The sequence below is a fragment of the Proteus mirabilis HI4320 genome, assembly GCF_000069965.1.
Lineage (GTDB): Bacteria > Pseudomonadota > Gammaproteobacteria > Enterobacterales > Enterobacteriaceae > Proteus > Proteus mirabilis.
Map to the genome: position 1 here is coordinate 2,448,428 of NC_010554.1, position 13,502 is coordinate 2,461,929.

Consider the following 13,502-nt stretch of genomic DNA (forward strand, 5'->3'; position numbering starts at 1 on the left):
TAAAAAATAGCTTTAATGGCGAATTATTATGAAATAAGCACAGGTAATGTAGGCAACTTTAAATTTTAAACAAAAAAAAACCTAAGTCATTAGACTTAGGTTTTCTTATGTGTTGGCGGAACGGACGGGACTCGAACCCGCGACCCCCTGCGTGACAGGCAGGTATTCTAACCAACTGAACTACCGCTCCGCTTATTCTTTACGCACTTAACGTCTTTTTACATTAAGGCTTTAATTTAATGCTTGGCAGTTCCCTACTCTCACATGGGGAGACCCCACACTACCATCGGCGCTACGGCGTTTCACTTCTGAGTTCGGCATGGGATCAGGTGGGACCACCGCGCTATGGCCACCAAGCAAATTCGGTTTTAATTACCCGTTATCTTCTGTTATCACAGTCTATAACCAGTAATTCAATCTTGAACAAGCTGACTTCATCATTTTGTCTCTCTGACAAAACACTTTCGGTGTTGTCAGGTTAAGCCTCACGGTTCATTAGTACTGGTTAGCTCAACGTATCGCTACGCTTACACACCCAGCCTATCAACGTCTTAGTCTTAAACGTTCCTTTAGGTCACTTAAAGTGACAGGGAAGACTCATCTCGAGGCAAGTTTCCCGCTTAGATGCTTTCAGCGGTTATCTCTTCCGCACTTAGCTACCGGGCAATGCCATTGGCATGACAACCCGAACACCAGTGGTGCGTTCACTCCGGTCCTCTCGTACTAGGAGCAACCCCTCTCAATCTTCCAACGCCCACGGCAGATAGGGACCGAACTGTCTCACGACGTTCTAAACCCAGCTCGCGTACCACTTTAAATGGCGAACAGCCATACCCTTGGGACCTACTTCAGCCCCAGGATGTGATGAGCCGACATCGAGGTGCCAAACACCGCCGTCGATATGAACTCTTGGGCGGTATCAGCCTGTTATCCCCGGAGTACCTTTTATCCGTTGAGCGATGGCCCTTCCATTCAGAACCACCGGATCACTAAGACCTACTTTCGTACCTGCTCGAGCCGTCACTCTCGCAGTCAAGCTGGCTTATGCCTTTGCACTAACCGCATGATGTCCGACCATGCTTAGCCAACCTTCGTGCTCCTCCGTTACTCTTTAGGAGGAGACCGCCCCAGTCAAACTACCCACCAGACACGGTCCCCGACCCAGTTTATGGGCCTAGGTTAGAACATCAAACGTTAAAGGGTGGTATTTCAAGGTTGGCTCCATGCAGACTGGCGTCCACACTTCAAAGCCTCCCACCTATCCTACACATCAAGGCTCAATGTTCAGTGTCAAGCTATAGTAAAGGTTCACGGGGTCTTTCCGTCTTGCCGCGGGTACACTGCATCTTCACAGCGAGTTCAATTTCACTGAGTCTCGGGTGGAGACAGCCTGGCCATCATTACGCCATTCGTGCAGGTCGGAACTTACCCGACAAGGAATTTCGCTACCTTAGGACCGTTATAGTTACGGCCGCCGTTTACTGGGGCTTCGATCAGGAGCTTCGCCTTACGGCTGACCCCATCAATTAACCTTCCAGCACCGGGCAGGCGTCACACCGTATACGTCCACTTTCGTGTTTGCACAGTGCTGTGTTTTTAATAAACAGTTGCAGCCAGCTGGTATCTTCGACTGGCTTCAGCGCCGTCCGCAAGGGACTTTACCTACCGCCAGCGTGCCTTCTCCCGAAGTTACGGCACCATTTTGCCTAGTTCCTTCACCCGAGTTCTCTCAAGCGCCTGAGTATTCTCTACCTGACCACCTGTGTCGGTTTGGGGTACGATTGTTGGTAACCTGAAGCTTAGAGGCTTTTCCTGGAAGCGGGGCATCAATTGCTTCACCACCTTGGTGGTTCGTCATCACATCTCAGCATTAAGTGACCGGATTTGCCTAATCACTCTGCCTACCTGCTTGAACCGGGACGACCGTCGCCCGGACAACCTAGCCTTCTCCGTTCCCCCATCGCAGTTACCACCAGTACGGGAATATTAACCCGTTTCCCATCGACTACGCTTTTCAGCCTCGCCTTAGGGGTCGACTCACCCTGCCCCGATTAACGTTGGACAGGAACCCTTGGTCTTCCGGCGTGCGGGTTTTTCACCCGCATTATCGTTACTTATGTCAGCATTCGCACTTCTGATACCTCCAGCATACCTCACAGTATACCTTCGCAGGCTTACAGAACGCTCCCCTACCCAACAACACTTTGTGTCGCTGCCGCAGCTTCGGTGCATGGTTTAGCCCCGTTACATCTTCCGCGCGGGCCGACTCGACCAGTGAGCTATTACGCTTTCTTTAAATGATGGCTGCTTCTAAGCCAACATCCTGGCTGTCTGAGCCTTCCCACTTCGTTTCCCACTTAACCATGACTTTGGGACCTTAGCTGGCGGTCTGGGTTGTTTCCCTCTTCACGACGGACGTTAGCACCCGCCGTGTGTCTCCCGTGATAACATTCTTCGGTATTCGCAGTTTGCATCGAGTTGGTAAGTCGGGATGACCCCCTAGTCGAAACAGTGCTCTACCCCCGAAGATGAATTCACGAGGCGCTACCTAAATAGCTTTCGGGGAGAACCAGCTATCTCCCGGTTTGATTGGCCTTTCACCCCCATCCACAAGTCATCCGCTAATTTTTCAACATTAGTCGGTTCGGTCCTCCAGTTAGTGTTACCCAACCTTCAACCTGCCCATGGATAGATCACCGGGTTTCGGGTCTATACCCTGCAACTCATTCGCCCAGTTAAGACTCGGTTTCCCTACGGCTCCCCTATACGGTTAACCTTGCTACAGAATATAAGTCGCTGACCCATTATACAAAAGGTACGCAGTCACCCCATCCTCAAATGTCCCGCTTGCCTTTGCGTTCAATCTTGCCCGATTTTTTAACTTCCGTTGCTCGTGTACTTCTAGGTACACTGCGCGACGGCTTGAAAAAATCGACCAACCTTGTTAGCAAATTCGGCGCTATTTTCGGTGATGTTATTGCATCACTCAGTGCGAGGCACTTGAGTGATGGGGCTCCTACTGCTTGTACGTACACGGTTTCAGGTTCTTTTTCACTCCCCTCGCCGGGGTTCTTTTCGCCTTTCCCTCACGGTACTGGTTCACTATCGGTCAATCAGGAGTATTTAGCCTTGGAGGATGGTCCCCCCATATTCAGACAGGATAACACGTGTCCCGCCCTACTCGTCGAGTTCACAATAACAGCATCTTCAGATACGGGGCTATCACCCTTTACTGCCGGACTTTCCAGACCGTTCTCCTGACACTGCTATTGATTAAGACTCTGGGCTGCTCCCCGTTCGCTCGCCGCTACTAGGGGAATCTCGGTTGATTTCTTTTCCTCGGGGTACTGAGATGTTTCAGTTCTCCCGGTTCGCCTCATTAACCTATGGATTCAGTTAATGATAGTATCCATTGGATACTGGGTTTCCCCATTCGGATATCGTCGGGTATAACGGTTCATATCACCTTACCGACGCTTTTCGCAGATTAGCACGTCCTTCATCGCCTCTGATTGCCTAGGCATCCACCGTGTACGCTTATTCGCTTAACCTCACAACCCGAAAGTGTCTCTTTCAAAGACTATCTGGGTGGTGATGGCTGCGCAGATTACATTTCTTCGTTGGGCAGTGCTCGCAATGCTCACATACTTAAGTATGCTGCGCTTGCTGTGCGCTGTCCGCCTCGAACTGTAAATTGCTCGCTCATCCCACTTTGATGTCAAAACACATTCAAAGTTTGAGATTTTGAGAGACTCACCAATATACCTCGTTGATATATTGATTTGTTTTCAATTTTTCAGCTTGTTCCAGATTGTTAAAGAGCATAATAAGTAAGATAACTCGTTTGAATTAGCTTAGTTATTCTCTGACTCTCGTCAGATAAGTGGTACGCCTTTCACTCATACCGCGCATTGGCGTCCCCTAGGGGATTCGAACCCCTGTTACCGCCGTGAAAGGGCGGTGTCCTAGGCCTCTAGACGAAGGGGACTTCTGTCAGCTTCGCAGACGCGCTTTTGCTCGTTCTTCATCAGACAATCTGTGTGAGCACTGCACATAACACGTATCTCTTAGGTAAGGAGGTGATCCAACCGCAGGTTCCCCTACGGTTACCTTGTTACGACTTCACCCCAGTCATGAATCACAAAGTGGTAAGCGCCCTCCCGAAGGTTAAGCTACCTACTTCTTTTGCAACCCACTCCCATGGTGTGACGGGCGGTGTGTACAAGGCCCGGGAACGTATTCACCGTAGCATTCTGATCTACGATTACTAGCGATTCCGACTTCATGGAGTCGAGTTGCAGACTCCAATCCGGACTACGACAGACTTTATGAGTTCCGCTTGCTCTCGCGAGGTCGCTTCTCTTTGTATCTGCCATTGTAGCACGTGTGTAGCCCTACTCGTAAGGGCCATGATGACTTGACGTCATCCCCACCTTCCTCCGGTTTATCACCGGCAGTCTCCTTTGAGTTCCCACCATCACGTGCTGGCAACAAAGGATAAGGGTTGCGCTCGTTGCGGGACTTAACCCAACATTTCACAACACGAGCTGACGACAGCCATGCAGCACCTGTCTCAGCGTTCCCGAAGGCACTCCTCTATCTCTAAAGGATTCGCTGGATGTCAAGAGTAGGTAAGGTTCTTCGCGTTGCATCGAATTAAACCACATGCTCCACCGCTTGTGCGGGCCCCCGTCAATTCATTTGAGTTTTAACCTTGCGGCCGTACTCCCCAGGCGGTCGATTTAACGCGTTAGCTCCAGAAGCCACGGTTCAAGACCACAACCTCTAAATCGACATCGTTTACAGCGTGGACTACCAGGGTATCTAATCCTGTTTGCTCCCCACGCTTTCGCACCTGAGCGTCAGTCTTTGTCCAGGGGGCCGCCTTCGCCACCGGTATTCCTCCACATCTCTACGCATTTCACCGCTACACATGGAATTCTACCCCCCTCTACAAGACTCTAGCCAACCAGTTTCAGATGCAATTCCCAAGTTAAGCTCGGGGCTTTCACATCTGACTTAATTGACCGCCTGCGTGCGCTTTACGCCCAGTAATTCCGATTAACGCTTGCACCCTCCGTATTACCGCGGCTGCTGGCACGGAGTTAGCCGGTGCTTCTTCTGCGGGTAACGTCAATTGACAAGGGTATTAACCTTATCACCTTCCTCCCCGCTGAAAGTACTTTACAACCCTAAGGCCTTCTTCATACACGCGGCATGGCTGCATCAGGCTTGCGCCCATTGTGCAATATTCCCCACTGCTGCCTCCCGTAGGAGTCTGGGCCGTGTCTCAGTCCCAGTGTGGCTGATCATCCTCTCAGACCAGCTAGAGATCGTCGCCTAGGTGAGCCTTTACCCCACCTACTAGCTAATCCCATATGGGTTCATCCGATAGTGCAAGGTCCGAAGAGCCCCTGCTTTGGTCCGTAGACATTATGCGGTATTAGCCACCGTTTCCAGTAGTTATCCCCCTCTATCGGGCAGATCCCCATACATTACTCACCCGTCCGCCGCTCGTCAGCAAGAAAGCAAGCTTTCTCCTGTTACCGCTCGACTTGCATGTGTTAGGCCTGCCGCCAGCGTTCAATCTGAGCCATGATCAAACTCTTCAATTAAAAGTGTTTGATGCTCAAAGAAATCGAAAACTTAGCTTATTCATTATATGAATTAACTTGTTAGTCACTCTTCAAGACTTGATACATCTAATTTTTTAGAAGATATCGTCTCTGCGAGTGCCCACACAGATTGTCTGATAATTTGTTAAAGAGCAGTGCAACTATCGCTGCCGTTTCCGGTCTTCTGCGTTGTTGCGAGGAGGTGCATTCTACATCTTCCTCATTCAGTGTCAAGCGCTAATTTATCAGGCTTTTCACTTTTTATTTTGTTCTCTCAGCCGGTTCGCTTAGCGCCCTGTGCCGTGACAACGAGGACGCATTATAGGGAGTTTTCTGAGGCTGGCAATAGTTTTTTGAAAAAAAATGTTTGTTTGTTGGTTAATTAAACGAAGTGCCTATTTTTTGTGGCTTTTAAGCCATTTTGGCAAGTCGGCTAAGCTATCTAGAACAAAATCTGCACAAGTTTCGGCCTCTTCTGTAATCGCTTTTCCTGTGCGAACGAGAATTTTATGCCCAACTCCAGCCGCTTTTGCTGCCAACATATCTTCTTTTTTATCTCCCACCATATAAGAAGATGCCATATCGATGTTTAATTGTGCTTTCGCATCCATAAACATACCTGTTGCAGGTTTACGACAGTCACACTCTTTTTTGTATTCTTCTATAATTGCATCTGGATGATGTGGGCAATAATAAATGCCGTCTAAATCGACGCCTCGATCAGCTAAAGACCAATCCATCCATTCAGTTAAATGTAAAAACTGATCTTCACTATAATACCCTCGACCAATACCTGACTGATTAGTCACTAGCACTAAAGCATATCCCATGGCTTTTAATTCAGCCATTGCTTCAATCACACCTTCGATAAATTCAAAGTTATCAATTTCAGATACATAACCATGATCGATATTAATCGTTCCATCGCGATCTAAAAAAATCGCAGAAATCCCCTTGCTCACAGCATTACTCCTTTTAGATATTTGCGCTTAGTATCGCATGTTTTTTCTTATATAGAGAAGCATATCCACCTTTCTTTCTTTTATTGACTATTATTACCTATTACGCTTCTGCTCTTTTTTGTTGACTTGGACGTCTAGACGCCTTAACATCTATTTTAACTCGGGCAGAATAGCGTGAATGTCCCATATTCTACTTATATAAAGAACAAGATGATTAAACTGACGAATATAAATAAAGTATTTAAGCAGGGAGCGCGTTCAATACAAGCGCTATCAAATATTAACCTGCATGTGCCACAAGGGCAGATTTTTGGTGTGATTGGGTCGTCAGGTGCAGGTAAAAGTACTCTCATACGCTGTGTAAACATGTTAGAAAAGCCGACATCAGGTGAAGTTTGGGTTGATGGTCGTGATCTAACAAAATTATCTGATAAAGAATTAACCAAAGCACGTCGTGGCATTGGCATGATTTTCCAACATTTTAATTTACTGTCCTCAAGAACGGTATTTGATAATGTTGCCTTACCTCTAGAACTTGATAACACGCCGCGTGCAGATATTAATAAACGTGTTAATGAGTTATTAGAATTAGTGGGTTTAGCAGATAAAAAAGAGTATTACCCTGCCAATTTATCAGGGGGACAAAAGCAGCGTGTTGCGATTGCTCGAGCATTAGCTAATTCACCAAACGTTTTATTGTGTGATGAGGCAACTAGTGCTCTTGATCCCGCAACGACGCGTTCTATTTTAGAACTGTTAAAAGATATTAATCGTCGTTTAGGATTAACTATTTTACTTATCACTCATGAGATGGATGTTGTAAAACGTATTTGTGACCAAGTTGCCGTGATCAGTGGTGGTCAATTAGTTGAAAGTGATGCGGTAAGTGAGGTTTTCTCTCACCCTAAAACACCCGTTTCTCAAGCATTTATTCAATCAACATTACAATTGGATATTCCTGACGATTATAAAGAACGTATGAAGCCAGAGTGGGAAGAAGGCTTATTCCCGCTGTTAAAGCTTGAATTTAATGGGTTATCTGTTGATGCGCCATTAATGTCTATTGTTGCTCGTCGTTTTGATGCTGATATTAATATTTTAAGTTCTCAAATGGACTATGCCGGTGGAGTAAAGTTTGGCGTGATGCTAGCAGAATTACACGGTAAAAATGGTAACACAGAAAAGTCTATCGCGTTTTTAGAAGAGCATCATGTGAAAGTAGAGGTTCTCGGTTATGTCTGAAGGAATGATTTATTTATTAATTAGTGGGATCTGGGAAACCTTAGTCATGACATTTGTCTCAGGCTTTTTTGGTTTTGTCATTGGATTACCATTAGGTGTCTTACTTTATGTGACTCGTCCAGAGCAAATTATGGCGAACTCCCCCGCTTATAAAGTGATTTCTGCTTTAGTTAATATTTTTAGGGCCATCCCTTTTATTATCTTATTAGTTTGGATGATCCCTTTTACACGTATGGTAGTAGGAACATCCATTGGTTTACAGGCGGCTATCGTTCCGTTAACTGTAGGAGCTGCACCTTTTATTGCACGTATGGTAGAAAATACCTTATTAGAAATACCTCATGGTTTAATTGAAGCTTCTCGTGCCATGGGGGCAACACCAATGCAGATAATCAAGAAAGTTTTATTACCAGAATCTTTACCAGGTTTAATTAATGCTGCGACCATTACACTCATTACATTAGTCGGTTATTCCGCAATGGGGGGCGCTGTGGGTGCCGGTGGTTTAGGTCAAATTGGTTATCAGTATGGTTATGTGGGCTATAATGCCACAGTAATGAATACCGTCATTGTACTACTTGTTATTCTTGTTTTTATCATTCAGTTTATTGGCGATCGTTTAGTTAAACTGACAACACATAAATAAATGAATTAAAGGTTTCTATTCATCTACTATCTAATCAATAAATGTAGTTTGTATGAAACCTTTTATTTAACCAGTTCAAAGAAAGGGTAAATCTATGTCATTGAAATTTAAATCACTTGCTGTAGTCAGTGCGTTAGTCGGTGCTTTAGCTTTAGCAGGTTGTGGCGAAAAAGAAAAAGATCCCAATCATATCCGTGTGGGGGTTATTTCTGGTTCTGAACAACAAGTTGCTGAAGTTGCTAAACAAGTCGCTAAAGATAAATATGGACTTAATGTTGAACTCGTCACTTTCAATGACTTTGTCATGCCGAATGAATCATTAAGCCGTGGTGATATTGATATTAATGCCTTTCAACATAAGCCTTATTTAGATCAACAAATCAAAGATCGTAATTACAAAATTACGGCTGTAGGTAATACCTTTATTTACCCTATTGCTGGTTATTCTAAAAAAATAACGGATTTAGCCGATTTACCCGATGGTGCACAAGTGGCTATCCCTAATGATCCAACCAACTTAGGTCGTTCACTGCTACTTTTAGAAAAAGTAGGATTAGTGAAATTAAAGGAAGGGGTTGGTTTATTACCGACTAAACTGGATATCATTGAAAATCCGAAAAACATACAATTAGTTGAGTTAGAAGCACCACAATTACCGCGCTCTTTAGATGATCAAAAAATCTACTTAGCGGTTATTAATACAACCTATGCGAGTCAAGTTAACTTAACTCCAGCAAAAGATGGTATTTTTGTTGAAGATAAAGATTCACCTTATGTCAATATTATTGTTGCCCGTGAGGACAATAAAGATGATGAAAATGTGAAGAAATTTATTCAATCTTATCAAACAGATGAAGTTGATAGCGCTGCGAATAAGATTTTTAACGGTGGTGCAGTAAAAGGTTGGTAATCATCTCACAACTCAACTTAATAATAAAAAAGGCGGACATTTGTTCGCCTTTCTCTTTTTTACTGGGCTAATTTGCATTAAATTAGGGCGGTTTAATTTTTGTATAGACAATAATAAAGAGGATATACCCATGCACATGCGCTTGCTACTTATTGGCATTATAGCGCTGTTTATGACCGGCTGTTCAATGCAGAAATCATCTGATGTTGATCAGTCTAAGTTTACGGATATGCGTTTAAATAAACCTGGCCAACCACAAAAGCCCAAACAGCAAACTTTATCTCCTGTTCGCATTGTTGAAAAAACAGAAGATCTTTTAGGTGCGCCTTTTAAAGATTTAGGTGTTGTTGCCGGTGAATCTTGCCGACAAACACTACAAGATCCACCCGCAAGCTTACCTGCTGCGAAAAAAAGAATGGCTATCAAAGCGGCTTATAAAAATGCGAATGCAGTTTTATTACATGAATGCCAAATAGTCACAGGAATGGGTTGCTATCAATCGGCAATCTGTGAAGGTTCAGCACTATTAATTACTCAATGAATAGCTACCAAATAACATCTATAGGGCATATTATCAGCCCTTATAAAGAGAAATTTGCCGTTCCTCGCCAACCTGGATTAGTCCAGGATGGCGTAGGCCAGCTAATACTACACACACCTTATAATCATCCTGATGCAGTAAGAGGCTTAGAACAATTTAGCCATCTTTGGTTATTATTTATTTTTCATCAAACAGCGCAACAAGGTTGGCATCCATTAGTGCGCCCGCCAAGATTAGGGGGGAATAGCAAACTCGGGGTTTTCGCCACTCGCTCAACTTTTCGCCCTAATGCTATCGGCATGTCATTAGTCGAGCTAAAAGATATCATTATTGAAAAGCAATCGGTGATTTTGCAACTAGGCAGTCTAGATCTTATTGATGGGACCCCCATTATTGATATCAAGCCGTACCTTCCCTATGCTGAGTCTATTGCGGATGCAACAGCAGGCTTTGCCCAATATGCTCCTCATGAAGAGATGGAGATTCTTTTTTCTGAAGATGCCACACAGCAGTTACAATATTACTCTCATCAATATCCTCATCTTATGCGATTTATCACTCAAGTATTGCAACAAGATCCGCGTCCTGCTTATAAAAAAAGCGAACAAAGTGATAGAGTATATGCCGTGCATTTACTGGATTTTAATATTCGTTGGCAAGTCAATGGGCAGCAAACACTTGTTCTTAGTATAGAACCGCGCTAACTTGCACTTACTAACATTGAAACTTCTTGTCTTTAAGCAAATCAGATTGAAAAAAATGCTTTGCCTCTTTTGGCAAACCTAAGTCACTGGTAGACTAAAGACTTTCTCTATTTATATTGATGTAGACTGGCCTGACAGTCAGCCTAAGTATTTTTGTTCTAATGGAACCTAATAATGCGTACTAGCCACTATTTGCTCTCTACTTTGAAAGAGACGCCTGCTGATGCCGAAATTGTCAGCCATCAACTCATGCTTCGCGCAGGTATGATCCGTAAACTCGCATCTGGTCTTTATGATTGGATGCCGACCGGTGTTCGTGTCCTGAGAAAAATTGAGAAAATTGTTCGTGAAGAGATGGACAACGCAGGCTCACTTGAAATTTCAATGCCGGTTGTTCAGCCTGCTGATCTATGGCAAGAAAGTGGCCGTTGGGAACAATATGGCCCAGAATTGTTGCGTTTTACAGATCGTGGTGAGCGTCCTTTTGTTTTAGGTCCAACCCATGAAGAAGTGGTGACCGATATTGTTCGTAATGAAATCACCTCTTACAAACAACTACCACTCAACCTTTACCAAATTCAAACTAAATTCCGTGATGAAGTACGCCCGCGCTTTGGTGTTATGCGTTCACGTGAGTTTATCATGAAAGATGCCTATTCATTCCATATCTCTCAAGAGTCTCTACAAGAGACTTACGACAGAATGTATCAAGCCTATAGCAATATCTTTACTCGTATTGGTTTAGACTTCCGTCCAGTATTGGCTGATACAGGCTCTATTGGTGGTAGTGCCTCTCATGAATTCCAAGTATTAGCAGATAGCGGAGAAGATGATATCGTATTCTCAACAGCATCTGACTATGCTGCTAATATTGAATTAGCAGAAGCGGTTATGCCAGCAACACCTCGTTCACCAGCAACAGAAGAGTTACGTTTAGTAGATACACCAAACGCAAAAACTATTGCTGAATTAGTTGAACAATTTAATCTGCCTATTGAAAAAACAGTTAAAACACTTATTGTTCATGCAACTGAAGAAAGTGGTCATAAATTAGTGGCTTTATTAGTCCGTGGTGATCATGAGCTCAATGAAATAAAAGCAGAAAAATGTAGCATTGTCGCTTCACCTTTAGTTTTCGCGACTGAAGAAGAGATCCGCCAAGCTGTTAATGCAGGTCCAGGCTCTCTTGGTCCAATTAACTTGCCATTACCAATCATTATCGATCGCGCTGTATCTGTTATGAGCGATTTTGGTGCTGGTGCAAATATTGATGGTAAACACTACTTTGGTATTAACTGGGAGCGTGATTTACCTCTTGCTGAAATGGCGGATATCCGTAATGTTGTCGAAGGTGATCCAAGCCCAGATGGTAAAGGTACTTTACTTATCAAACGTGGTATTGAAGTCGGTCATATCTTCCAACTAGGTAAGAAATATTCTGAAGCATTAAAAGCAACGGTACAAAACGAAGAAGGCCATAACCAAGTTGTGACTATGGGTTGTTATGGTATTGGTATTACTCGTATCGTTGCAGCGGCAATCGAACAAAACCATGATGCCCGTGGTATTATCTGGCCTGATGCTATCGCACCTTTCCAAGTTGCCATTTTACCAATGAACATGCATCGTTCTTATCGTGTAAAAGAAGTAGCAGAGAAACTCTATGCTGACTTACGTGCACAGGGTATTGATGTATTATTTGATGATCGCAAAGAGCGCCCAGGTGTGATGTTTGCAGATATGGAACTGATTGGTGTACCACACACCATCGTGATTGGTGATCGTAATCTGGATAACGAACAAGTTGAGTATAAAGCACGCCGTAGTGATGATAAATCTCTGGTCAATGTGAATGATGTTGTTGCCTTTATTAAAGAGCAACTGGTTTAATCCATTTAATATTGTTTAGCCCTTATGGGCTAAACTGACCAAACTTAACGACTGCTGTTACCACTTTTGTTAACGTAAAAAAAACCGCTTTATTTAAAGCGGTTTTTTTATAATGAATTAACTTCTGCTATTACGACGGCTATTGCAAGAGCCATGACGATCAAAGCGTGGTTTATTATCGGTAACCACTAATGCACGATCATACTGTCCATCTTCCATTGAAGGACGAATACTATAGTAACCTCTGACCTCTAGATAGACAGGTGTTCCGCCATCAACGCCTGTAGCAAAATAGCCTTTTTCTAATACTAATCCATCAGCGGCATAGACACGTCCAGATTGGCAATCTTTAAAGGTTCCAGCGTCAGCAAAATAGGTAAATTCACCCGCTAACTGCTTAGGTTGAACCTTTGCTAAGGTATAATTAAGACCCGAATTAATTACATTACCATCGATATCCAACATAACTAATTTATCTTCACGAGGTAAATAGTAACTCTTCTCGCCATAACTATTAGTCAAGGTCAGTTTATCTTTACTTAATGACCAAGTACCTGACTCAAAAAAACTTCGATTGTCATCAGAAGTGCCTTGGTAACTTTGCTCCATTACATAAGAGCCATCTTGATTGACAAGAATAGTCGTGTCGATACCAGAACAATCGGCACAAGGTAGAATACTGTTATATGTTTGATCAACAATTTTACCATCGAGTGACAGGCCAATATTATTCTGGCAGCCTGACATAATAAATAACCCTGCAGCAATGGCTGCAAATAAAAGTTTTTTCCCCATCATCAACTCCCTAAGTTCTGGGTACTTTCTAATTTCTCGTTTTCAATACTAGTTTAGCATTTTTTTAAGCAAAAAGGGTGAATAAAACCCCCTTTAAGATAATTACACTACGTTTTAGTATAAATTCTTAAATCTTGTCGCAGAATGCACTATTTCAGAAAATTATCACAATAACTATTGTGATCACTTCGAATAAC

The 13,502-nt window shown here is 43.7% G+C and carries 8 protein-coding genes, 2 tRNA genes and 3 rRNA genes; 6 read left to right on the forward strand and 7 right to left on the reverse strand.

What is annotated here, in order from left to right; translation table 11 throughout:
* Positions 1 to 113: 113 nt before the first annotated feature.
* The 6 genes from PMI_RS11125 to gmhB form a co-directional block, all read right to left on the reverse strand.
* Positions 114 to 190: transfer RNA gene (locus tag PMI_RS11125), tRNA-Asp, on the reverse strand.
* Positions 191 to 241: 51 nt separating this feature from the next.
* Positions 242 to 357: ribosomal RNA gene (gene rrf, locus PMI_RS11130) — 5S ribosomal RNA — on the reverse strand.
* Between the two features lie 117 nt (positions 358 to 474).
* Positions 475 to 3,551, reverse strand: a 23S ribosomal RNA gene (locus tag PMI_RS11135).
* Between the two features lie 361 nt (positions 3,552 to 3,912).
* Positions 3,913 to 3,988: transfer RNA gene (locus PMI_RS11140), tRNA-Glu, on the reverse strand.
* 84 nt (positions 3,989 to 4,072) lie between these two features.
* Positions 4,073 to 5,615: ribosomal RNA gene (locus PMI_RS11145) — 16S ribosomal RNA — on the reverse strand.
* The 16S, 23S and 5S rRNA genes sit together here with 2 tRNA genes alongside, the layout of an rRNA operon.
* Before the next feature lie 395 nt (positions 5,616 to 6,010).
* Positions 6,011 to 6,577 carry a D-glycero-beta-D-manno-heptose 1,7-bisphosphate 7-phosphatase gene (gmhB, locus tag PMI_RS11150; protein ID WP_004245445.1) on the reverse strand — a complete coding sequence of 189 codons (567 nt, stop codon included), beginning with the start codon at positions 6,575 to 6,577 and terminating at the stop codon, positions 6,011 to 6,013.
* A 210-nt stretch (positions 6,578 to 6,787) separates the two neighbouring features.
* On the opposite strand from gmhB, the gene metN reads away from it, so the two are divergent.
* The 6 genes from metN to proS all read left to right on the forward strand — a co-directional run bounded on the left by metN (position 6,788) and on the right by proS (position 12,510).
* A complete protein-coding gene (gene metN / locus PMI_RS11155) occupies positions 6,788 to 7,819 on the forward strand; it encodes a methionine ABC transporter ATP-binding protein MetN (RefSeq protein WP_004245446.1) in 1,032 nt (343 codons plus the stop codon).
* A complete protein-coding gene (locus PMI_RS11160) occupies positions 7,812 to 8,465 on the forward strand; it encodes a methionine ABC transporter permease MetI (RefSeq protein ID WP_004245447.1) in 654 nt (217 codons plus the stop codon). The genes metN and PMI_RS11160 overlap by 8 nt, the downstream gene beginning before the upstream one ends.
* Positions 8,466 to 8,559: 94 nt before the next feature.
* Positions 8,560 to 9,375 (forward strand): MetQ/NlpA family lipoprotein, encoded by an 816-nt coding sequence (locus PMI_RS11165; RefSeq protein WP_004248707.1) that lies wholly within the window; start codon positions 8,560 to 8,562, stop codon positions 9,373 to 9,375.
* 130 nt (positions 9,376 to 9,505) lie between these two features.
* A complete protein-coding gene (gene rcsF, locus PMI_RS11170; RefSeq protein ID WP_004248708.1) occupies positions 9,506 to 9,916 on the forward strand; it encodes an Rcs stress response system protein RcsF in 411 nt (136 codons plus the stop codon).
* Positions 9,913 to 10,620 (forward strand): tRNA (N6-threonylcarbamoyladenosine(37)-N6)-methyltransferase TrmO, encoded by a 708-nt coding sequence (tsaA, locus tag PMI_RS11175; RefSeq protein ID WP_004245450.1) that lies wholly within the window; start codon positions 9,913 to 9,915, stop codon positions 10,618 to 10,620. Before rcsF ends, tsaA begins: the two co-directional genes overlap by 4 nt.
* A 174-nt stretch (positions 10,621 to 10,794) precedes the next feature.
* The gene (gene proS / locus PMI_RS11180) at positions 10,795 to 12,510 is read left to right on the forward strand and encodes a proline--tRNA ligase (RefSeq protein ID WP_004245451.1); all 1,716 of its coding nucleotides are present in this window, start codon (positions 10,795 to 10,797) and stop codon (positions 12,508 to 12,510) included.
* Positions 12,511 to 12,627: 117 nt separating this feature from the next.
* On the opposite strand, the gene nlpE is transcribed toward proS, so the two are convergent.
* Positions 12,628 to 13,308 (reverse strand): envelope stress response activation lipoprotein NlpE, encoded by a 681-nt coding sequence (gene nlpE, locus PMI_RS11185; RefSeq protein ID WP_004245452.1) that lies wholly within the window; start codon positions 13,306 to 13,308, stop codon positions 12,628 to 12,630.
* Between the last annotated feature and the right edge of the window lie 194 nt (positions 13,309 to 13,502).

Bases quoted from the DNA above. Each gene is read 5' to 3' on its own strand.
- metN (WP_004245446.1), top strand. From the start codon at position 6,788: ATGATTAAACTGACGAATATAAATAAAGTATTTAAGCAGGGAGCGCGT.
- PMI_RS11160 (WP_004245447.1), top strand. From the start codon at position 7,812: ATGTCTGAAGGAATGATTTATTTATTAATTAGTGGGATCTGGGAAACC.
- PMI_RS11165 (WP_004248707.1), top strand. From the start codon at position 8,560: ATGTCATTGAAATTTAAATCACTTGCTGTAGTCAGTGCGTTAGTCGGT.
- rcsF (WP_004248708.1), top strand. From the start codon at position 9,506: ATGCACATGCGCTTGCTACTTATTGGCATTATAGCGCTGTTTATGACC.
- tsaA (WP_004245450.1), top strand. From the start codon at position 9,913: ATGAATAGCTACCAAATAACATCTATAGGGCATATTATCAGCCCTTAT.
- proS (WP_004245451.1), top strand. From the start codon at position 10,795: ATGCGTACTAGCCACTATTTGCTCTCTACTTTGAAAGAGACGCCTGCT.
- nlpE (WP_004245452.1), bottom strand. From the start codon at position 13,308: ATGATGGGGAAAAAACTTTTATTTGCAGCCATTGCTGCAGGGTTATTT.